The sequence below is a fragment of the Nicoliella sp. ESL1113 genome (assembly GCF_058509245.1).
Map to the genome: position 1 here is coordinate 534,127 of NZ_CP196387.1, position 20,773 is coordinate 554,899.

At 39.1% G+C, this 20,773-nt stretch carries 18 protein-coding genes, 9 tRNA genes and 1 riboswitch; of the genes, 23 read left to right on the forward strand and 4 right to left on the reverse strand.

Translation table 11 applies throughout. The features are described from left to right. The first annotated feature begins 153 nt into the window (after nucleotides 1-153). From ACSYTJ_RS02020 to ACSYTJ_RS02040, 5 genes are all read left to right on the forward strand, one after another. Nucleotides 154-483 (forward strand): hypothetical protein, encoded by a 330-nt coding sequence (locus ACSYTJ_RS02020; RefSeq protein WP_491717203.1) that lies wholly within the window; start codon nucleotides 154-156, stop codon nucleotides 481-483. A gap of 39 nt (nucleotides 484-522) precedes the next feature. Continuing rightward, nucleotides 523-1,446, forward strand: coding sequence for an RluA family pseudouridine synthase (locus ACSYTJ_RS02025; protein WP_491720043.1), 924 nt, complete (start codon nucleotides 523-525; stop codon nucleotides 1,444-1,446). Between the two features lie 4 nt (nucleotides 1,447-1,450). Next, on the forward strand, nucleotides 1,451-2,212 hold the full coding sequence (locus ACSYTJ_RS02030; protein ID WP_491720044.1) for a DUF1003 domain-containing protein: 762 nt from the start codon (nucleotides 1,451-1,453) through the stop codon (nucleotides 2,210-2,212). Further along, entirely contained in the window at nucleotides 2,202-2,597 is a 396-nt protein-coding gene (locus ACSYTJ_RS02035) for a hypothetical protein (protein WP_491720045.1), read from the forward strand. Before ACSYTJ_RS02030 ends, ACSYTJ_RS02035 begins: the two co-directional genes overlap by 11 nt. A gap of 111 nt (nucleotides 2,598-2,708) precedes the next feature. After that, nucleotides 2,709-3,629, forward strand: coding sequence for a cation diffusion facilitator family transporter (locus ACSYTJ_RS02040; protein WP_491717206.1), 921 nt, complete (start codon nucleotides 2,709-2,711; stop codon nucleotides 3,627-3,629). A 43-nt stretch (nucleotides 3,630-3,672) separates the two neighbouring features. Here the strand turns inward: ACSYTJ_RS02040 and ACSYTJ_RS02045 are convergent, their stop codons facing one another. After that, nucleotides 3,673-4,017, reverse strand: a complete 345-nt coding sequence (locus ACSYTJ_RS02045; RefSeq protein WP_491717207.1) for a hypothetical protein — start codon at nucleotides 4,015-4,017, stop codon at nucleotides 3,673-3,675. Between the two features lie 158 nt (nucleotides 4,018-4,175). Here ACSYTJ_RS02045 and ACSYTJ_RS02050 point away from each other — a divergent pair, with 158 nt between their 5' ends. The 3 genes from ACSYTJ_RS02050 (at nucleotide 4,176) to ACSYTJ_RS02060 (ending at nucleotide 6,169) form a co-directional block, all read left to right on the forward strand. Beyond that, a complete protein-coding gene (locus ACSYTJ_RS02050; RefSeq protein ID WP_491717208.1) occupies nucleotides 4,176-4,832 on the forward strand; it encodes a metal-dependent transcriptional regulator in 657 nt (218 codons plus the stop codon). A gap of 72 nt (nucleotides 4,833-4,904) precedes the next feature. Continuing rightward, entirely contained in the window at nucleotides 4,905-5,666 is a 762-nt protein-coding gene (locus ACSYTJ_RS02055) for a threonine/serine exporter family protein (protein ID WP_491720046.1), read from the forward strand. An 11-nt stretch (nucleotides 5,667-5,677) separates the two neighbouring features. Then, nucleotides 5,678-6,169, forward strand: coding sequence for a threonine/serine exporter family protein (locus ACSYTJ_RS02060; RefSeq protein ID WP_491717210.1), 492 nt, complete (start codon nucleotides 5,678-5,680; stop codon nucleotides 6,167-6,169). 72 nt (nucleotides 6,170-6,241) lie between these two features. On the opposite strand, the gene ACSYTJ_RS02065 is transcribed toward ACSYTJ_RS02060, so the two are convergent. Further along, nucleotides 6,242-6,625, reverse strand: a complete 384-nt coding sequence (locus ACSYTJ_RS02065) for a DUF1634 domain-containing protein (RefSeq protein ID WP_491717211.1) — start codon at nucleotides 6,623-6,625, stop codon at nucleotides 6,242-6,244. Then, on the reverse strand, nucleotides 6,625-7,470 hold the full coding sequence (locus ACSYTJ_RS02070) for a sulfite exporter TauE/SafE family protein (RefSeq protein ID WP_491717212.1): 846 nt from the start codon (nucleotides 7,468-7,470) through the stop codon (nucleotides 6,625-6,627). Before ACSYTJ_RS02070 ends, ACSYTJ_RS02065 begins: the two co-directional genes overlap by 1 nt. A 150-nt stretch (nucleotides 7,471-7,620) precedes the next feature. Between ACSYTJ_RS02070 and ACSYTJ_RS02075 the strand changes: the two genes are divergently transcribed. Next, nucleotides 7,621-8,298: a phosphatase PAP2 family protein gene (locus ACSYTJ_RS02075; protein ID WP_491717213.1), complete on the forward strand. Its 678-nt coding sequence runs from the start codon at nucleotides 7,621-7,623 to the stop codon at nucleotides 8,296-8,298. A 33-nt stretch (nucleotides 8,299-8,331) separates the two neighbouring features. On the opposite strand, the gene ACSYTJ_RS02080 is transcribed toward ACSYTJ_RS02075, so the two are convergent. Further along, a complete protein-coding gene (locus ACSYTJ_RS02080) occupies nucleotides 8,332-9,126 on the reverse strand; it encodes a lp_1002 family arylesterase (protein WP_491720047.1) in 795 nt (264 codons plus the stop codon). 205 nt (nucleotides 9,127-9,331) lie between these two features. After that, nucleotides 9,332-9,505, forward strand: a riboswitch (Lysine riboswitch). A gap of 111 nt (nucleotides 9,506-9,616) precedes the next feature. Between ACSYTJ_RS02080 and ACSYTJ_RS02085 the strand changes: the two genes are divergently transcribed. The 14 genes from ACSYTJ_RS02085 (at nucleotide 9,617) to rpoB (ending at nucleotide 20,766) form a co-directional block, all read left to right on the forward strand. After that, nucleotides 9,617-11,086: an amino acid permease gene (locus tag ACSYTJ_RS02085; protein WP_491717215.1), complete on the forward strand. Its 1,470-nt coding sequence runs from the start codon at nucleotides 9,617-9,619 to the stop codon at nucleotides 11,084-11,086. A gap of 327 nt (nucleotides 11,087-11,413) precedes the next feature. After that, entirely contained in the window at nucleotides 11,414-12,706 is a 1,293-nt protein-coding gene (gene serS / locus ACSYTJ_RS02090; protein ID WP_491720048.1) for a serine--tRNA ligase, read from the forward strand. Between the two features lie 235 nt (nucleotides 12,707-12,941). Beyond that, a tRNA-Val gene (locus tag ACSYTJ_RS02095) sits at nucleotides 12,942-13,014 on the forward strand. Between the two features lie 15 nt (nucleotides 13,015-13,029). Beyond that, a tRNA-Lys gene (locus tag ACSYTJ_RS02100) sits at nucleotides 13,030-13,102 on the forward strand. 15 nt (nucleotides 13,103-13,117) lie between these two features. Further along, a tRNA-Leu gene (locus tag ACSYTJ_RS02105) sits at nucleotides 13,118-13,200 on the forward strand. A gap of 11 nt (nucleotides 13,201-13,211) precedes the next feature. Continuing rightward, nucleotides 13,212-13,285 (forward strand) — tRNA-Thr (locus ACSYTJ_RS02110). A 7-nt stretch (nucleotides 13,286-13,292) separates the two neighbouring features. Next, nucleotides 13,293-13,364: transfer RNA gene (locus ACSYTJ_RS02115), tRNA-Gly, on the forward strand. Nucleotides 13,365-13,390: 26 nt separating this feature from the next. Next, nucleotides 13,391-13,476 (forward strand) — tRNA-Leu (locus ACSYTJ_RS02120). A 21-nt stretch (nucleotides 13,477-13,497) separates the two neighbouring features. After that, nucleotides 13,498-13,571, forward strand: a tRNA-Arg gene (locus ACSYTJ_RS02125). A 43-nt stretch (nucleotides 13,572-13,614) separates the two neighbouring features. Further along, nucleotides 13,615-13,688, forward strand: a tRNA-Pro gene (locus ACSYTJ_RS02130). 37 nt (nucleotides 13,689-13,725) lie between these two features. Continuing rightward, a tRNA-Pro gene (locus ACSYTJ_RS02135) sits at nucleotides 13,726-13,799 on the forward strand. Between the two features lie 96 nt (nucleotides 13,800-13,895). After that, on the forward strand, nucleotides 13,896-14,366 hold the full coding sequence (locus ACSYTJ_RS02140) for a CtsR family transcriptional regulator (protein WP_491717217.1): 471 nt from the start codon (nucleotides 13,896-13,898) through the stop codon (nucleotides 14,364-14,366). A 21-nt stretch (nucleotides 14,367-14,387) separates the two neighbouring features. After that, nucleotides 14,388-16,865 (forward strand): ATP-dependent Clp protease ATP-binding subunit, encoded by a 2,478-nt coding sequence (locus tag ACSYTJ_RS02145; RefSeq protein WP_491717218.1) that lies wholly within the window; start codon nucleotides 14,388-14,390, stop codon nucleotides 16,863-16,865. Nucleotides 16,866-17,142: 277 nt separating this feature from the next. Continuing rightward, a complete protein-coding gene (gene rpoB, locus ACSYTJ_RS02150) occupies nucleotides 17,143-20,766 on the forward strand; it encodes a DNA-directed RNA polymerase subunit beta (RefSeq protein WP_491720049.1) in 3,624 nt (1,207 codons plus the stop codon). Nucleotides 20,767-20,773 lie beyond the last annotated feature (7 nt).

Below are 20,773 nucleotides of genomic sequence, written 5' to 3' on the forward strand. Positions count from 1 at the left end.
TATTACCAACTAAATGATTAAAAAAGTTAAATCAGTTAATATTTTTTACGTATTTATTCATTAGATAATCTTAAATAAGTTATTTGGTTTATTTTAATTAAATTGTACAAGATGTTATAATGAATTATTCATAATTATGAAAGGATTGATTAAATGAGTTCATGCATGTACCGAACCGCTGAAGACAGTGCGTTCAATAACGTTTGCTCTGATGTCCGAAACCGATTGGATCGCGGTTTAGAAAAAGCTAGCTTTATTTATGACACTAGCTATCGGCGTTTAATTGGTTGGCTAAAGAGCTATCACCCGGAAATAAAGGTTGATTATTCTCATTTAGCTGGGATTCACGTTGAAGAACGGGATAACCGATTAATGGCAATGGATAATCAATCCGAGTGGCACCCATTCGGGGCGACTGACTTCGATCATATTGCTAGGTATATTAAAGATAATTTCGTTAAACAGGGTGTTATTGTAAAATAGTTACTCTGAAAAGACTGCCAACAGCGGTCTTTTTTTGTTATGATATTAATCAAGAACGTTACTAAGGGGGCTTGGACCATTAAACTAGAGTGGCAATATCAAAACCAAACTGGGAACACACTAAAAAGTTTTTTAAAGCAACACGGAATTAGTCATCGGATGTTCTTATCGCTTAGGAATACCGGTGATTTTAAGGTCAATGGCAAGTCCATTACTGGCAACGTTGCTTTGCGGCCTAACGATGTCGTGCAAGTTATTTTACCGCCTGAGACTAGCGACCCTAACGTTGAACCAAGTGATCAGCCAATTGACATTATTTATGAAGATGCTAACTGGCTGGTAGTCAATAAACCTGCTGGATTAACCTCCGTCCCAGGCCCTAGTAATCGTCATGATACACTGGTTAATCGAATCAAAGGTCACTTGATCGCCCAGAAAAGTCAGGACCTAAGACCGCACTTGATAACGCGCTTGGATCGTTTTACTAGTGGAGTGGTATTAGTTGCCAAACACCGGATTGCGAATAGTTTTGCTAATCAACAGGTCATGAACCATGCGATCGACAAACGCTACTTAGCGTTAGTGAAGGGTCGATTAGATCGTTCTCATGGCATAATTGATTTTCCGATCGGTAAATTAGAATCGGAGGTCAAGCGGCACCGAATGGCAGATGGCCAAGCCGCACGAACTGAGTATTGGGTGTTAAATGAATTTGCTAGCTTTACCGAACTGCGGATTAAATTGCATACGGGGCGGACCCATCAAATTCGGGTTCACCTTAGTGAAACGGGGCATCCCTTGCTAGGTGATCAACTATATGGGGGGCCATTACACCTGGGGATTGAACGCCAGGCACTGCATGCAAGCGATATTAAATTTTATGATCCATTTAAGGGACGGTTCGTTGAATATCAAGCCCCAGTCCCAGCTGACATGGAATCATTAATCAAGGGAGATGAATAGCCCCATGGCTGATTTAAAAACTGATAAATGCATTGTAGATGGGAAGATTTTTCCGATTGAATCGGGGATGTACCTATACGAACTAGAAAAGCCACTTTATAACCAGATCAAAAATGAACACCATCAAGCCACCCCGCAAAGTTTTATTTGTGAGCACCATTTGTTAGACTATAGAATTGGGCGGATTGACCAGATGATTCATTCAGATGATCTACATAACCAGCGAATCAACCGTCGTTTGACGAAGGCATTACAAGATGATAATTATGAAGTGACCGATGTGAACAAAATTTTGAAGGATCAACAAACCTTTGGTGAAAAAGTTGCTGACGGGGTTGCCAGGTTCGGTGGTAGTTGGACGTTCATTTTAATCTTCATTGCCATTTTATCAATCTGGATGTTCTTCAATGTGACCCACTTGTTCGGGGTTAAATTTGATCCATACCCATTTATCCTTTTGAACCTATTTTTAAGTTGTATTGCTGCGGTTCAAGCTCCGATCATTATGATGAGTCAAAATCGATCTGCTGATCGTGATCGAATGGATGCAGAAAACGATTTTCACGTTAATCTAAAGTCAGAACACGAATTAAGGATTTTACATGCTAAGTTGGATCATTTGAACCAAAGCCAATTGCCGCATTCATTGGAAGTTTCACGCCTCCAATTAGAAATGTTAGGTGAAATTAGAGGCGAAATTGAGCGGTTGCGAATTGAGCATAATCGCTTAAATCAATCAAAGGAGAACTCGCAAGATGGAAGATAATATTAAACTGGGTGATGCGGTTTTTAATAAGATGTTATTTGTGTTGGAAAAGCCCATCACAAAAGCTAATCATAAATATTACAAGTTTGATAATGAAGAGATGCAAGAAATTGCTGATGGCGTTTGGTCAATGCCTGCCTATATGAAGGAAGATGATGAATATAGCCTGTTCTTTATCTTTACCCAAATTGAATCGGGTGAAACAGTAGTTGCCTTTTCTGAGGGTCAATTAGATGGGACTAAATTTAGTTTGGGGACACCATTGATTTCTGGTGAAGGGCTCAATCACTTAGCAGTTCATGATCAAGAAACTGCTGGGCGGATCCTGCATTTTTTAAATCAAATTTCTAAGGCTGCCGAGGGAAATTGGCGCATGGTGGAATAATAATGGGATGCTTGTGAATAACAAGCATCCTTTTTTTGGTTTGTGGTTTACATTTAAATACTTATGCACGTATAATTATAAGTGTATATGAAGAAAAGGAGGAACATATTAATGGCAGAAAATCATCATGATCACAACCATGCCGATGCACTAAGCGGCGGTAAATTTTTGTTCGTTACCGTCTTGAACGCTTTAATTACATTAGTAGAATTTTTAGGCGGTATCTTTGCCGGTAGTTTATCTTTAATCTCTGATGGATTTCATAATTTAGGAGATTCATTATCGGTAATATTGAGTTATTACGCCCATCGAATTAGTGGACGCCAACAAACCAGTCGGAATACCTATGGTTTTAGGCGGGCGCAAATTATCTCTGCATTTATTAATTCCGTATTTTTAATTGTTGTTTCTGGATTTTTGATCATTGAAGCAGTGCAAAAATTGTTGAAGCCCGAACATGTAGACGGTGATTTAATGTTCATCGTTGCCATTATTGGGACAATTGCTAATTTTATTTCAGCTGTCATGTTGAGCCGTGGTTCAAAGGGCAACTTAAATATTCGGGCAACTTATTTACACTTCTTGAGTGATTCACTATCTTCGGTCGGAATTATTATTGCAGGGATTTTGATCAAGTTCTTTGGTTGGTATTTTATGGATCCATTGGTCACGATTATCGTTGCAATCTATATTATTTTTGAAACGTGGCCCATCATTAAAAAAACAATTTATATTTTAATGCAGGGAGCACCGAACGTTGATTGCGCAATGTTGAAAAGAGACATTATGAATGTACATGGCGTTACTAATGTTCACCATGTCCATCTTTGGTCGATCGATGAAAATAGTATTATTTTTTCGGCCCATGTCAATATGGACGATATGATGATTAGTGAGGCTGAGAAAATTTATCAACCGATTGCTGATCTATTAAAGCGTAAGTATCATATTGATCACGTTACAATTCAAGCGGAAGTTGAGCGTGGTAAACAAGAGGAATTCTTTTTTGACCAGGGAAATGACATCAAATAAAAAATGGTTTCAATCGTCTTTGATTGCGATTGAAACCATTTTTTTAAAGGCCGCGTTGAACATCAGCATATTTATCTTCGTACCAATTATCCCAACTCTTTTCGGGATTACCGTTATCGAAGTACTTTTGATCAATGTTTTTTAATAAGTGCGCATACTTAGTGAACCGTTCTGAAATTGAATCATTGATAATGGTTGATTCCAGATTGAAGCGGTTGATGTATAAATCACGATTGATATCTTGAACAACACCGTCAATATCGTAGTTAGCGATTAATTCCATGTTGTTATTTTCATATTGATGCACATAAAAGATTGCAAAATCCTTTACCGCAGTGTGTTGAGCTTGATCACTAAGCTCACTAAAACTGAACAATTTATCACTCATATAATAACTCTCCTAACTAACTAACAAAACCTAACCATTTATTTAGGCTTTGATTTGCTGTATAATTTAATTATATATTGTATTGTTATTTTCGTAAAATAAAACAGAGTATTTTATATGTGTTTTTTTACGAAGTGATATGAAAATAGGTGAAATCAATGAGTCCAATGAAGGAAGACTATCTTAAGATCATTTTCGAACTTGGTGGCACGACTAAAAAGGTCTCCAACAAAAGAATCTCGATTGGACTAAATATCGCCGCAGGTTCTGTCACTGAGATGGTTAATAAGCTAGTTGAAGAGGGGTTAGTTTCACATGAACCCTACTCTGGAGTTTCTCTGACCCCAGCGGGGGTTAAACTAGCTGAGGGGCTGGTTCGGAAGCATCGAATCTGGGAAACTTTCTTAGTGAAAGAATTAAATTATGACTTACCTGATGTTCATAATGAGGCGGAACAATTAGAACATGTTACTAGTCCACGGTTATTGAACGCATTAGATGATAAGTTAGGCCATCCGACCCACTGTCCACATGGTGGAGTAATTCCAACAGCCAGTGGAAAGTATTCCGAGGATAGTCATACGTTATTAAATGATGCAGAAGATGGATCAACTGTCGTTGTTGATCGGTTTATTGATAACCATGATTTATTAACTTATCTGGGGGATATTCAATTGGATATTGGTGATAAGCTTAAGGTCATCGAACATGCTCCATTCGAGGGTCCAATGAAGGTAATTAATATTACTGATAATCAAGAGATCTCAATTAGTTATAAGGCTTCTCACTATGTCTTTGTTAAGCCAGTTGAATAGAATGATTTTAAAAAGGGCGCCCTTTGGGAGCTCTTTTAATACATATTAATAAAATTAAGGGTGGTGTTAGAATTGCCAAAACCACGAACTAAAAAAGATGTGTTAGTTGTGGAAACCTGCTTACTAGCGGGGAAAATAATGATTGAAAACGGCTCAGAAATGAGTCGGGTGACAGATACGATTTATCGAATTGCTGAAAATGCACAGGCCTATCAAGCCAGAGCATACGTTACCCTAACTGGGATTATGATGTCGCCAAGTAGTAAGATTGGGGCTCAAATTGCCGTAATTGAAAAACGGACGTTTAATTTGGAAAAGGTGTCATTAGTAAATGATTATTCTCGACAGTTTGCAGAGCATCGAATCACGCTGAAAGAATTTCACTATCGCCTGTCTTTGATCGAAAAAAATGTGAAGGACTTTCCGTTTTGGCTACAAACACTATCTGCAGCAGTGATTAGTGGGACTTTGGAAGTGGTATTTAGAAATAATTTACCTGATTTTTGGGCAGCTTGTTTTGTCGGGATGTTGGGTTGGATCGCATATTTTATGATCAACAAGTATATTGCAGTTCAATTCATTAGTGAGTTCTTGGCAGCGTTCGTGGTTGCATTGGCATCAATTATTATCATTAAGCTACATATTGCGACTAGCATTGATGATTTAATTATTGGTGGCATCATGCCGCTGGTGCCAGGAGTGCCAATTACGAACGCGGTGCGGGATGCACTGTCTGGAAATTTAGTCAGTGGTCCTGCGCGTGGGATTGAGGCATTAATGATTGCCTGTGCACTTGGATTTGGGGTTGCGTTAGCAATAACACTATTCAAATAGGGAGTTTTCCAATGTTTATTTTAAATATCTGCTTTGTCTACATTGCAACAGTTTGCTTTGGGATTTTAGTTAACGTTCCCCACCGCGCATTGAATTTAGATGGAATTGTCGGGGTTCTTGGTTGGTTGGTATATTATCTATACGTTAATTATATTGGTGGTTATATTGGCGGTAACTTTTTTGGTACTTTTACGATTGGGATGGCTGGGATTTTAGCATCTCGTTATAAAAGATTGCCGGTGATCATCTTTAATATTCCAGGCTTAGTGCCATTGGTTCCTGGGGGACAAGCCTATCAAGTCATGCGGGACATGGCATTGAACCAATACGGATTAGCTAAGTATAATCTGTTGCAAGTGGCATTTATCGCTGGATCAATTTCAGCAGGATTCTTAGTGGCTGAAGTAATCAATCAATTGCTTTTTAAAGCCCGTCACTACCGTTCTCCTCGTCATTATCATCGTGATAAATTAGAACGAATCGAAAAAAGTCGTCATCGTTAGTAGGGACCCTATAATTGTTAGACAAAATCTAACGATTATAGAGCCCTTCAGTTGCTAACGTGACGACTTTTATTATGCTTGTGATATTCCGATGAAGAAACTAATGATTAATACGATGAGGACGAACGTAGTAATGTAAACGTATAGCATATCGTGTTCTTTGAAGAATGAATAGATTGATACTACGACCCTTAACACCGGTGTTAAGATCAAACAAAAAATGCCAAACATCATGATGGCATACGGTTTGAGGGCGAAAATACCAGCCATGATTTCATGAAACGATGTTGGATGAAAATCACCAGAGTAGCCTGATTTACCCGTAATGACCAGTAACAGCCAGCCAATGATCATGATCGTAGCTGAGATAATGACTCCGATACGCAGAATCTTACCGATGATCAACTCAATGCTATTCATTTCCTGATCTAGTTTTTCATTTGGTTGATTTTGCATTATAATTTCACCCCAAATCCTTGAAATAGCATGTTAGCACCAATATATAGTAATATCGGAATGAATACGATACGAATTAATTTAGTAGGCAGGACCTGCATAACTCGTGATCCAATTACTGCACCACCTAAAATACCAATGGCGAGCGGAACAGCAATGTTAGGGAGGATGGTACCGTTAAAAAAGTAAACCGTGGCACTTGCAGCTGCGGTGACCCCCATCATTAGATTACTGGTGGCACTAGAAGGTTTTAACGGCATTTTCATGAAGGTATCCATTGCAATCACTTTAAATGCACCAGACCCAATCCCAAGTAACCCACTAGCAAGTCCAGCACCGAACATAACTGACATCCCACTTGGGACGTTGGTAACTTGATAGTCAATTGTTTTTTTAAGGTTCTTATCATAGTAACTACCATTTAATTCCAACTTTTTGGCTAACGAATCTTCTTTACCAGATCGGTAGTCATCAGGTTTCATTTTTAGCTTTCTGAACATGTTGAATCCAGAAAAAATAAGTAATAATCCAAATAGAACATATAGGTATTTCGGATCTAAAACTCCTGTTAACAATGATCCGGCAACCGCACCAATGGTGGTCGCAATTTCCAAAAACATTGCGACCCTGAGGTTCAAGACCTCATCTTTTAAATAAGCAATTGTGGAGCCAGAGCTAGTGGCAATGACCACGATAATGCTTGCACCAATTGCATATTTAATATTCAGGCCAAATCCTAATGTTAAAATGGGGGTAACAATAATTCCACCACCCAGGCCCAAGATTGCACCAGCGATTCCAGCGAAAACACCAAGTGCCATCATAATAAGAGCAGTCTCAAGCATGATAATCCTCCTAATAGTTTAGATATTATAATACGTTATCAATTATATGCTTATTTTTAAATAATTGTAAATTTTTAATGGAAGCGTTGTAGTTATTGCTATGTTATAATTGGTAAATACAGAGTTATATTCTAGGGGATGAATTTAAAGGTGTTAATTAATAAGGATATAAACCGCATGTATCGGTTTATTTTATCACTCGTGCTGACGATTATAGTTACGGGCGGGGTGATGATTAGTACGGGATCTGATTCTGGGTATCTATCATTTTTAGATTCGATCGTAACTAGTGCAGTGCAAGGACGTGAACAATTTTATAAGCAATTGATTTATGGATTTGTTTCGTTTTTGGCTAGTCCTAAGATGGACATTTTATGGATTTTGATCATTGCGTTCTTTCTTTGGACGATTAAATATCGAATCCCGGCTGTCTGGGCGATTTTTACGTTGCTAAGCGGAAATGTGATCGGAGCAATTTTGAAAAACATAATCCAAAGACCACGGCCATTACTACACTCAGCATCTGATACTGGTTTTAGTTACCCCAGCGGGCATGTTCTAGGCACGGTATTAGTGATCAGCGTTGTTTGGGTAATGGTGATTCCGTTACTGAATACGCAAAAAGCACAAATGATCGCGAAGACGATTGCAGTGATTTATGTAATTCTAGTGATGTTATCGCGGGTATTCTTAAATGCCCATTTTCCTTCTGATACCATTGGAGCATTTTTAGTAGGGTATACTTGGTTTCAATTTTGTGAGTGGCTTTACTATCATTATGCAGGAAAATTAAAGAAGTACCATCCATTCCAAAAATCTGTTTATTAAAAAAGCATTGCGCAAGCAATGCTTTTTTGTTTGTTAAATTTGATTGAGCCATTCGATTGCTAGGGGGAACCAATTAGCAACGTGTGGATCGTTACTTGCCTCATTCCATGCAGTCAGTTGATTGGCCATTGCTAGTCCGTGGCTACCGTGGTGGAAAACATGTAATTCATAGTCGATGCCATGGTCAGCCAATGCTTCTGCATATTTTAATGCATTGATCGATGGGACAAAGGGATCGTCTGCAGTATGCCAAATAAAAGTAGGAACGTTCGTATCCGTAACCCCGTTTTCGGTGCCAGTTAGTTGATTATCAGTTTCCCAATCGGCAATTTTATCCTTGTCTGGGGGGAAACCAAGGTTTAAATCGATCACTGGGTAGCTTAGAATGGTAGCTTTTGGTTTTAAGTTGGTTTGTGGTTGTACCAGTTTTAATAATTTATCATCGTCATAACGATTATTGAATGAACTGACCACGAACCCACCAATTGAGAAACCACAAATTACAATGTTATTAGGATCGATATTAAGGCTAATTGCATTGGTTTTTAAATAATCAACTGATTTAGCTAATTCAATCAATGGATGGGGCATCAATGGATGCTTTTCATTTTCAAAGCTATATCTGAGATAAAAGCTTTGGTACCCCTGAGCTGCAAAACTAAGTGCAAAACTTTCTGCTTGTTGTTCTGAAATGTGGGTAAATGATCCCCCTGGCACGATAATAACTGCTGGAAATTTAAAATGTTGAGCATCAGTGTCTGATTCCCTAACATAGCCCTTTAAGAAGGCGTTTGATTGCGGAAATAATGATTGCTTGATTATTTTCATTGTGAACCCCCTGTTGTTTTAATTAAGTATATTGTAACTCATTTGATGGCGGGGGAGGTGAAATATGGTGGGGCAAAATGGTTACATTTTCTGCTTTCCAATGGCCTTTTTAGTTTATTGATAGCACCATCTTGGAACTGGCCAATCATAAATAAAGATTGTAAATAAATCTTAAAAAAGATATAATAATGTCCGATATCAAAATTTCATATGAAGAGGTGCGGAAATCATTAGTAGTTACTGTGAGTCGAAAAAGCGATTGGGACCAGTGATGAAAGGGATGACTGCCGAAGTTTGGAATAGCTTTTTCTATTTTTAACTGGGGCTGGGTTTAAGAGACCCTGAACTGTCGTGTTTTACACGGGGTGCTTCCAATATTCATAATGGCTTAAATGCAATTATAATTCCCTCTTCTTTTTTATAAAGAAGGGGGCTTTTTAATTGGGAACTCCTCTGACTTCTTCAACTTAAATTTTAGGAGGATATTGATATGAGTACGGAAAATCAATCTGGCGGGGTTAAGAGAAAGCTTAAGACCCGCCATGTTTCAATGATTTCACTTGGTGGATCGATTGGGACTGGTTTATTTGTTACAAGTGGTTCCACCGTTTCGCAAGCGGGTCCTGGTGGTGCATTGCTAGCATATGTTTTAATGGGGCTAATGGTATTTTTCCTAATGACTAGTTTGGGTGAAATGGCCACGAACACACCGGTCAGTGGATCATTTGCTGAGTATGCTGGTAAGTATGTCGATCCTGCATTGGGGTTTGCCATGGGCTGGAACTACTGGTTTAACTGGGCAATTACCGTTGCTGTGGATATTAGTACCGCTGCGTTGGTAATGAAGTTTTGGATGCCAAACGTTCCTAGCTGGATCTTTAGTGGAGGCGTATTAATTTTAATCTTTTTAATTAACGCCGCTTCAGTTGGTGCATTCGGAGAAATTGAATACTGGTTATCATTGATTAAGGTGGCCACTATCATCATCTTCTTGATCGTTGGAGTATTAACGATTGTTGGAATTATGGGTGGTGGTAATTCAGTTGGCTTGAGTAATTTCACTTATAAACAAGCACCATTTGTGGGTGGGATTCCCGCAATGCTATCAGTATTCGTCGTTGCCGGATTTTCCTTTCAAGGAACTGAGTTAGTTGGAATTACCGCTGGTGAATCTGATGATCCAAAACACAGTGTCCCAAAGGCAATTAGTGAAGTATTTTGGAGAATTATTTTATTCTACATTTTAGCAATTTTTGTAATTGCTGCTTTAATTCCTTACACTAGCCCTAATTTGTTAGGCTCTAGCGCTAGTGATATTGCGATCAGTCCATTTACCTTGGTATTTAAACGGGCGGGGCTAGCTGCTGCTGCTGGAATTATGAATGCCGTGATCTTGGTTTCGGTGATTTCTTCTGCTAACTCTGGAATGTATGCATCTACTCGGATGTTATATTCAATGTCAAATGGAATCTATGCACCAAAAGCATTTGGTAAAACTGACAGACGGGGGATTCCAGTATTGTCGTTAGTCGTTACGACCGTAATTGCACTGGCTACTTTCATTACTAGTTTTGCTGGCCCAGAAATTTACCTGTGGTTAGTTGCTGCATCCGGATTAACTGGATTTATTGCGTGGGTCGGAATTGCGATTTCACACTTTAGATTTAGACGAGCATTTATTAAGCAGGGTCATTCAATCAACGAACTTGCTTACCATGCTAAGTGGTTCCCATTTGGACCTGTTTTGACTTTGATTCTATGTATTTTAATTATTATTGGGCAAGATTTATCTGCTTTTTCTAATTTTAATTGGAAGGAAATTGGAATTACTTACATTAGTGTTCCATTGGTTCTTATTTTGTACGTTGTTTACAAGCTCAAGAATCATACTAAGTTGATTCCGTTGGATAAGGTTGACGTTAGTCCTGTTTCTAAGGAAACGATTGACAAGGAAAAATAGTTTTTAAGGGTGATTAATTATGATCACCTTTTTTAATACAAAAATATTGCTAATTTTGAATGGATATAATATTATTATTATGAATAGGATTTAGATTATAACACGATGTATGTTTCTTAAGTAGACTTTTAGAGATGTAGTGGTTGGTGAAAACTACAAGTCGAAAATTCCGACATATTTATGAGTGGGCAGGTAATGCTGCACGGTTGGTGGCCGTTATCACAGATGAGTTGTCCGATTTAATCGGGAACTTGGGTGGTACCGCGAAAAGCAGGCTTTCGTCCCAATGACGAAGCCTGCTTTTTATATTTTTAGGAGGGATTTTCCATGTTAGATATGAAGTTGATTAGAAACAACGAACAATGGTTTAAGGATAAGATGGCCACTAGAGGGATCGATGAAAAACAAATTGACGAACTCTTGGCACTTGATCAAAACCGTCGTGACATCTTAGTTAAGGTTGAAAACTTAAAGGCTGAAAGAAATAAAGTTTCAGATGACATCGCTAAGATGAAGCGGGCTAAAGAAGATGCTACTGGTCCAATTAACCGAATGAAAGAAGTCGGGGCTGAAATTAAGGAATTAGATGAACAAGAACAAGCAGTTTCAGCTAAGCAACATGATTTAGCAGCTCACCTACCAAACATTCCAAATGATGATGACCCAATCAGTTTAACTGAAGAAGGTTCAAAGGAACTGCGGAAGGTTGGGACTCCTCGTGAATTCACTGATTTTAAGCCTAAGAACCACTGGGAAATCGGTGAAGACCTTGGCATCTTAAACTTCGAAAGAAGTGCTAAGGTAGCAGGAAGTCGTTTCGTATACTACGTTGGTGCTGGTTCATTACTCGAACGGGCCATCTACAACTTCTTCTTGGATCAAAATACGAATGCTGGTTATGAAGAAATTATTCCACCATACATGGTTAATTCAGAATCAATGTATGGGACCGGCCAATTCCCTAAGTTCTTGGAAAAGAAGGCTGGGTTTGAAATTGCTGATAGTGATCTAACAATGATTCCAACCGCAGAAGTACCATTAGTGAACTACTATCGTGGCGAAGTTATCCCAGAAGACAAGTTACCAGTTAAGTTCACCGCTTTAAGTCCTGCCTTCCGTTCTGAAGCAGGGAGTGCTGGTCGTGATACCAGAGGTTTGATCAGATTACACCAATTTAACAAAGTTGAAATGGTTCAATTTACAAAGCCAGAGGAATCATGGGCAGCCTTGGATAAAATTACTCACCAAGCTGAAAGTTTGCTTAAGTTATTGAAGATTCCATATCACGTTATTACTTTAACCACTAGTGACATGAGTTTCACTGCTGCGATGACTCACGATATCGAAGTTTGGATGCCAGCCCAAAATTGTTATCGGGAAATCTCAAGTTGTTCTAATACAACTGATTTCCAAGCACGACGGGCTAAGATTCAATATCGTGATGAAAGTGGGAAACTACAATTTGTTCATACTTTAAATGGTTCTGGATTAGCAGTTGGTCGGACGGTTGCTGCAATTTTGGAAAACTTCCAAAATGAAGATGGAACTGTAAATATTCCAGAAGTTCTTCAACCATATATGCACGGAATGAAAAAAATTGAAAAGCAAGACTTATTCTAAATTGCGATAATATCAATGATTATTAAATAGGAATCGGATTTTTAATCCCGATTCTTATTTTTTTTGAAAAAGGGGGTAGCTTTTTGGGTGGATTTATTATATACTAGTTTTTGTTGATTTTTAGTAATTGCTTTTCAGCTGAAAGGCGAAAATAAAAAATTAAAAAACTGTTGACATTAAGTTAACTAAGTAGTATGATTAAATAGTTGCTTAAGTTAATAAGCATTGAGACCTCGGAGGATTAGCTCAGTTGGGAGAGCATCTGCCTTACAAGCAGGAGGTCACAGGTTCGAGCCCTGTATCCTCCATTTTTTTATTTTCACGAGCCGTTAGCTCAGCCGGTAGAGCATCTGACTTTTAATCAGAGGGTCGGGAGTTCGAACCTCCCACGGCTCATTTTCATATTAATATGCGGGCGTGGCGGAACTGGCAGACGCGCTAGATTTAGGTTCTAGTGTCCTTTGGACATGGGGGTTCGAGTCCCTTCGCCCGCACTTACCAATTTGCCGACTTAGCTCAGTTGGTTAGAGCGCATCACTAGTAATGATGAGGTCGGGCGTTCGAATCGTCTAGTCGGCATTTTTGTGCGGAAGTAGTTCAGTGGTAGAACATCACCTTGCCATGGTGGGGGTCGCGGGTTCGAATCCCGTCTTCCGCTTTTTATTTTATAAAAATAAATAGCCTGCCGGGGTGGCGGAATTGGCAGACGCACAGGACTTAAAATCCTGCGGTTAGTGATAACCGTACCGGTTCGATCCCGGTCCTCGGCATTTTAATTTTAATAATATTTTGCACCCATAGCGCAACTGGATAGAGTGTCTGACTACGAATCAGAAGGTTGTAGGTTCGACTCCTACTGGGTGCATTTTTTATTTCTTCTATTATATATAGTAGTAAGAAGTAAGTTTCGGGAAGTAGCTCAGCTTGGTAGAGCACTTGGTTTGGGACCAAGGGGTCGCAGGTTCGAATCCTGTCTTCCCGATCAAGTTCTAATTACAGTTAAATAAAACGGGAAACATCGGGAAATAGCTCAGCTTGGTAGAGCGCTGCGTTCGGGACGCAGAGGTCGCAAGTTCGAATCTTGTTTTCCCGATTTTTTTGTCCTAAAATTTAATAAACAAAATACTTTTATTTCGCTAATGAATTTCTTATAATATTAGTCAAGATTAGTCAGAGATGAGATGAAGATATGCAATCAAAAAATGTTTCAGATATTATTGAAAGATATTTAAAGCAGATTTTAGCTGATTCTAGTCATGTTGAAATTCGACGTTCAGAGGTTGCTAATCTTTTTCATGTTGTCCCTTCACAGATTAACTATGTTATTAAGACTCGATTCACAATTCAAAACGGCTACGTTGTTGAAAGTAAACGTGGTGGTGGAGGATATATTAGAATCGAAAAAGTAAAGTTGCTAGATAATATAGAAGTATTAGATTCGTTACTTGATATTATCGGCTCTAGTATTTCCGAAAGGGACGGTGGTTCAATTGTTAAAACATTGTATCATAGTCAATTGCTTACCAGTAAAGAGGCTAGGATTATTTTAGCTGCAATTGATAAGGATAGTTTGGTGATTCATAATGATATAGAAACAGCAAATCGTTTAAGATCACAAATCCTATCTTCTGTATTGAATCATTTAAGATTCGAAGATTAGAAACAGAAAGCGAGGCATTTTATGGATAATTTATTTACTCCCAGCGCACGCAATGTATTAGTACTTGCACAAGGACAAGCGAAAAATTTTAGACACCAAGCGGTTGGAACAGAACATTTACTATTAGCATTGGCCTTAGAATCTAACGGAATTGCTTATAGTGTTTTGAGACAATTTCAAATTAATGATGAAGACATTAGAAGTGAAATCGAACGAGTAACAGGGTTTGGAAATGTAGAGGGCTTGGATAGTTCTTCTTACCTTCCATATTCACCAAAGGCAAAGGATATTCTTGCTTTAGCCGGAACGATTGCTCGTAAATATGGCTCTAATAAAGTTGGAACTGAACATTTGTTATTAGCCCTAATAAGTGATGATGCCATTTTATCATCCAGAATTTTTATTACTCTAGGTGCTGCTCCAAAGGCAATTAGAATGGCTACCCTCAGAAAGATGGGCGTTAGCTCGGTTTCTGGTAAAAAAGGTTCCTTTGCTGGCCAAAAGAGTCGAAACGAACCCAAGGGAAGTACCCCTACCTTAGATTCTTTAGCTACTGATTTAACCGAAGTAGCTAGAGAAGATCGTCTTGATCCGACTGTTGGTCGTGATAAAGAAGTTAAACGGGTAATCCAAATCCTCAGTCGGCGCACTAAGAATAACCCCGTATTGATTGGTGAACCAGGGGTTGGTAAAACTGCAATTGCTGAAGGCTTAGCACAAAAAATCATTCAGGGCAAAGTGCCTGATGATATGGCCGAAAAACGTTTAATGATGCTTGATATGGGTTCGCTAGTTGCCGGAACTAAATATCGTGGTGAATTTGAAAGTCGGCTTAAAAAGGTCATCAAAGAAATTAAAGATAGTGGCAATATCATCTTATTCGTTGATGAATTGCATACGTTAGTTGGTGCTGGTGGAGCTGAGGGAGCAATTGATGCTTCTAACATCTTGAAGCCATCATTAGCACGTGGTGAATTACAAATGATCGGGGCAACCACGCTTAATGAATATCAAAAATACATTGAATCTGATACGGCCTTAGAAAGACGGTTCGCAACGGTTCAAGTTGAAGAACCTTCTCCTGAAGAAGCGGTTAAAATCCTAATGGGGATTCGTCCTAAATATGAAGCTCACCACCATGTGAAAATTACCGATGAAGCAATCGAAAAGGCAGTAGAGCTTTCTAGCCGTTACATTCAAAGTCGTTTCTTACCAGATAAGGCGATCGATTTGATGGATGAAGCTGCTGCTAAGGTGAGAATCAATGATCAACCAACGAATGCTTCAGCAAATCGGGTTAAGTTAAATCAACTAGATGAAGAAAAAGAACAAGCAATTGAAAATCAAGATTTTGATCGGGCTGTTTTAATTAGACAACAAGCTAAAGCCATTGCAGTGAAGGTGGAAGCTGAAGAAGCTGAGAAGCGGGCATCAAATAAAGACAATGGTTATGAGCTAGAAGAAACTGGTCAAGATGTTGCTGAAGTTGTAGCACAATGGACTGGCATTCCAGTTACTCAATTGAAGAAAACAGATGCTGATCGTTTAATTAACTTAGAAGATGTTCTTCATAAGCGCGTTGTCGGTCAAGATGAAGCTGTCTCTGCAGTTGCGAGAGCAATTAGACGGGCTCGTAGCGGACTAAAGGACCCTAACAAACCAATCGGTTCATTTATGTTCTTGGGACCAACTGGGGTTGGGAAAACTGAATTAGCTAAGGACTTGGCTGAGGCAATGTTTGGTTCGGAAAATGATATGATCAGAGTAGACATGTCTGAATACATGGAAAAGTATTCAACAAGTCGTTTGATTGGTTCAGCTCCTGGTTACGTTGGCTATGATGAAGGTGGTCAATTAACTGAAAAGGTTAGACAACACCCTTACTCAGTAGTTTTACTTGATGAAGTTGAAAAAGCCCATCCAGATGTCTTTAACTTGTTACTTCAAGTGCTTGATGATGGATACCTGACTGACTCAAAGGGGCGGAAAGTCGACTTTAGAAATACGGTCATCATTATGACTTCCAACTTAGGTGCAACGACACTTAAGTACAAGAAGACCGTTGGGTTCGGTGCTGAAAAAGCTGATGCTGATGACTATAAAGCAATGTCTGCAACCATCAAGGATCAACTAAAGAAACATTTCAGACCAGAATTCTTGAACCGAATTGATGAAGTAGTGATCTTCCACTCACTTAATAAACCACAGTTGCACTCAATCGTTAAATTGATGGCACAGAATTTACTTGATCGGATTAAGGAACAGGGGATTAATGTTAAATTAACTCCTGCTGCAATTGACGTAGTGGCGGAAGCTGGTTTTGACCCTCAATACGGGGCTCGGCCAATTAGACGGGCACTACAGACTAAGGTTGAAGATCAACTGAGTGAAACGATGCTTTCTGGGCAAGTTGCCACAGGAGATTCAATCACAATTGGTGCGAGTCATGGTAAGATTAAGATTAATGTAAAAAGTGTTAATCAAAAATCGACTAATTAGTTGAATTAATTTAACAAAAAAAGAGGAATTATTTCCTCTTTTTTTTGAGCTTTATATGTTGACATTGATCAATAAAATGAGTATTATATCATTATATAACTACGAATTGAAATGAGTTCTTGCGATCTATTGTCCGTAAGAGCTCCTATATCCCCCAAAGTTGAGATTATTGAATCTGTTTTGGGGATTTTTTTTGCCCAAATTAGGTAAAAAAATAGGAAAAATACAATTTGTAATCAAATTGTAACATTTCTTTTCGTAGAAATAATTAGGAGAGGTGAATAACTTGGCAGGACATTTAGTTAAATATGGAAAGCACCGTATTCGTAGAAGTTACGCTCGAATCAAGGAAGTTCTTGATTTACCTAACTTGATTGAAATCCAAACGAATTCATACCAATGGTTCTTGGATGATGGATTACGGGAAATGTTTAATGACATTATGCCAATTGATGACTTTAAGGGGAATTTATCTTTAGAGTTCGTTGATTATCAATTATTAGAACCAAAGTATACAGTAGAAGAAGCACGTGCGCATGAGGCAAATTATTCAGCTCCATTACACGTTACGCTTAAGTTAACGAACCATGATACTGGTGAAATCAAGACCCAAGATGTTTTCTTTGGCGATTTTCCATTGATGACTGACCAAGGGACCTTCATTATTAATGGTGCCGAACGGGTTATCGTTTCACAATTAGTTCGTTCTCCTGGGGTATTCTTCCATAAGGACATTAATAAGAATGGCCGAACTGTATTTGGTTCCACCATTATCCCTAACCGTGGGGCTTGGATGGAATTTGAAACGGATGCTAAAAACGTTTCATATGTCAGAATTGACCGGACACGGAAGTTACCAATTACCGAACTCGTTAGAGCACTTGGTTTTGGTGATGATAGCGAAATTAGTGAAATCCTCGGTTCTAATGATAGCCTATCATTAACATTAGAAAAGGATGTTCATAAAAACGCTGATGATTCTCGTGTTGAAGAAGCATTAAAGGATATTTATGAACGACTACGTCCTGGTGAACCTAAGACGGCCGATTCATCAAGAAGTCTTTTGACTGCTCGTTTCTTTGATCCAAAGCGTTATGACATGGCACCAGTTGGTCGTTTCAAGACTAACAATAAATTAACACTTAAAAATAGATTACTAGGCTTGACCCTAGCAGAAACTTTGGCTGATCCTGATACTGGTGAAATCATTGCTAATAAGGATGACGTGATTAGTCGTGAACTATTAGAAAAATTAAAGCCATATCTTGATCGCCAAGATTTCAAGGCTTATACTTTCGAACCTTCTGATCAAGCCGTTGTGACTGAACCAATGACGATTCAAGTTATCAAGGTTTACTCAAAGAACGATCCAGATCGAATCGTTCCAGTAATTGGTAACGATAATATTCCATTGGACTTCAAGCACATTACCCCAGCTGATATTATTTCATCCATCAATTACTTCTTTAACTTACAAGAAGGAATTGGTGAACCTGATGATATCGATCACTTGGGTAACCGTCGGATTCGTTCAGTTGGTGAATTATTACAAAATCAATTCAGAATTGGTTTAGCACGGATGGAAAGAGTAGTTAGAGAACGGATGTCAATCCAAGACGCTGCTACTGTTACTCCACAACAATTGATTAATATCAGACCAGTGGTGGCTTCCGTTAAGGAATTCTTTGGTTCCTCACAACTTTCACAATTCATGGATCAAACGAATCCACTTGGTGAATTAACTCATAAACGGCGTTTATCTGCCTTAGGACCTGGTGGTTTGACTCGTGATCGGGCCGGATATGAAGTGCGGGACGTTCACTATACTCACTATGGTCGGATTTGTCCAATTGAAACTCCAGAAGGTCCAAATATCGGGTTGATCAATAGTCTTTCTAGTTACGCACGGGTTAATAAGTATGGTTTTGTTGAAACTCCATACCGTCGTGTGTCCTGGAAGGATCACAAGGTTACCGATAAGATCGATTACTTGAGTGCGGACGAAGAAGATAAGTACGTGGTTGCGCAAGCTAACTCTAAGTTGAACGACGATGGTTCATTTGCAGAACCAACTGTTTTAGCACGTCACCGTTCAGATAATATCGTTGCTAACATCGAAGACGTTGATTACATGGACGTTTCGCCTAAGCAAGTAGTTTCGGTTGCGACTGCATGTATTCCTTTCTTGGAAAATGATGACTCCAACCGTGCTTTGATGGGTGCAAATATGCAACGACAAGCAGTTCCTTTGGTAAATCCACACGCTCCACTTGTTGGAACTGGGATGGAATATCGGGCTGCCCATGATTCTGGAGTTGCTTTAATTTGTAAACACGAAGGAAACGTTGAATACGTTGATTCACGTGAGGTTCGGGTTCGTCGTGATGATGGGGCCTTAGATACCTACAGATTAATGAAATTCCAACGTTCCAATGGTGGTAAGAACTACAACCAACGGCCAATCGTTAAGGTCAATGACCATGTTGACGCTAATGAAGTGCTTGCCGATGGACCTTCAATGGAAAACGGTGAACTTGCATTAGGACAAAACCCAGTTGTTGCCTTCATGACTTGGCAAGGTTATAACTTCGAAGATGCGATCGCTATTAACGAACGGTTAGTTCGTGATGATGTTTATACTTCAATTCATATTGAAGAATATGAATCAGAAGCTCGTGATACGAAGTTAGGACCTGAAGAAATGACTCGTGAAATCCCTAACGTTGGGGAAGATGCACTTAAGAACCTTGATGAAAACGGGGTTGTTAGAATTGGTGCTGAAGTTCACGATGGTGATATCTTAGTTGGTAAGGTTACGCCTAAGGGTGTGACTGAACTATCTGCTGAAGAACGTTTGCTTCATGCGATCTTTGGTGAAAAGGCGCGTGAAGTTCGTGATACTTCCCTTAAGGTACCTCATGGTGCTGGAGGAATTATTCAAGACATTAAGGTCTTCAGTCGTGAAAATGGTGATGAACTTGCACCAGGTGTTAACCAAATGGTTCGAGTTTACATTGCACAAAAACGGAAGATTCAAGTTGGGGATAAGATGTCTGGTCGTCATGGTAACAAGGGGACCGTTTCCATCGTTATTCCAGAAGAAGATATGCCATACTTGCCAGATGGGACTCCAATCGACATTATGTTGAGTCCAATGGGTGTGCCTTCTCGGATGAATATTGGTCAATTGCTTGAATTGCATTTAGGAATGGCTGCTCGTAAATTAGGAATTCACGTTACTACCCCTGTTTTCGATGGTGCTAGTGATGATGATATTGATGACATCGTTAAGGAAGCTGGAATGGCTCCTGATACTAAGTCAGTAGTTTATGACGGACGGACTGGTGAACCATTTGATAAGCGAATTGCTGTTGGTGTTATGCACTACTTGAAGCTCGCTCACATGGTTGATGATAAAATTCATGCTCGTGCAATCGGACCTTACTCATTAGTTACCCAACAACCACTTGGTGGTAAAGCTCAATTTGGGGGCCAACGGTTTGGTGAAATGGAAGTTTGGGCTCTTGAAGCTTATGGGGCTGCTTATACCCTTCAAGAAATCCTAACCTACAAGTCTGATGACGTGGTTGGTCGGGTTAAGACCTACGAAGCCATCGTTAAGGGTGAACCAATTCCAAAGCCAGGGGTTCCCGAATCATTCCGAGTACTTGTTAAAGAACTACAAGCCTTAGGACTTGATATGAAGGTTCTTAACAAGGATCACAAGGAAGTTGAACTAAGAGATATGGACAATGAAGATGGCGATGTTGTTAATGTTGATGCTTTAAGCAAGTTAGCTAAGGAACAAGAAGCTAAGAAAAATGCTGAAAAAGCAGAACAAGAAGACAGCGAATCTGAAAAGTCCGATACAAATACTACTAACACAAATTCTAATGATTAAATAAGGA

Excerpts from the sequence above, each read along its gene's own strand:
- ACSYTJ_RS02065 (WP_491717211.1), bottom strand. The coding sequence starts at position 6,625 with ATGCAAAATCAACCAAATGAAAAACTAGATCAGGAAATGAATAGCATT.
- ACSYTJ_RS02030 (WP_491720044.1), top strand. The coding sequence starts at position 1,451 with ATGGCTGATTTAAAAACTGATAAATGCATTGTAGATGGGAAGATTTTT.
- ACSYTJ_RS02070 (WP_491717212.1), bottom strand. The coding sequence starts at position 7,470 with ATGCTTGAGACTGCTCTTATTATGATGGCACTTGGTGTTTTCGCTGGA.
- ACSYTJ_RS02085 (WP_491717215.1), top strand. The coding sequence starts at position 9,617 with ATGAGTACGGAAAATCAATCTGGCGGGGTTAAGAGAAAGCTTAAGACC.
- ACSYTJ_RS02035 (WP_491720045.1), top strand. The coding sequence starts at position 2,202 with ATGGAAGATAATATTAAACTGGGTGATGCGGTTTTTAATAAGATGTTA.
- ACSYTJ_RS02140 (WP_491717217.1), top strand. The coding sequence starts at position 13,896 with ATGCAATCAAAAAATGTTTCAGATATTATTGAAAGATATTTAAAGCAG.
- ACSYTJ_RS02060 (WP_491717210.1), top strand. The coding sequence starts at position 5,678 with ATGTTTATTTTAAATATCTGCTTTGTCTACATTGCAACAGTTTGCTTT.
- ACSYTJ_RS02020 (WP_491717203.1), top strand. The coding sequence starts at position 154 with ATGAGTTCATGCATGTACCGAACCGCTGAAGACAGTGCGTTCAATAAC.
- ACSYTJ_RS02145 (WP_491717218.1), top strand. The coding sequence starts at position 14,388 with ATGGATAATTTATTTACTCCCAGCGCACGCAATGTATTAGTACTTGCA.
- ACSYTJ_RS02050 (WP_491717208.1), top strand. The coding sequence starts at position 4,176 with ATGAGTCCAATGAAGGAAGACTATCTTAAGATCATTTTCGAACTTGGT.
- ACSYTJ_RS02040 (WP_491717206.1), top strand. The coding sequence starts at position 2,709 with ATGGCAGAAAATCATCATGATCACAACCATGCCGATGCACTAAGCGGC.
- ACSYTJ_RS02025 (WP_491720043.1), top strand. The coding sequence starts at position 523 with ATGATATTAATCAAGAACGTTACTAAGGGGGCTTGGACCATTAAACTA.
- ACSYTJ_RS02080 (WP_491720047.1), bottom strand. The coding sequence starts at position 9,126 with ATGAAAATAATCAAGCAATCATTATTTCCGCAATCAAACGCCTTCTTA.
- ACSYTJ_RS02045 (WP_491717207.1), bottom strand. The coding sequence starts at position 4,017 with ATGAGTGATAAATTGTTCAGTTTTAGTGAGCTTAGTGATCAAGCTCAA.
- serS (WP_491720048.1), top strand. The coding sequence starts at position 11,414 with ATGTTAGATATGAAGTTGATTAGAAACAACGAACAATGGTTTAAGGAT.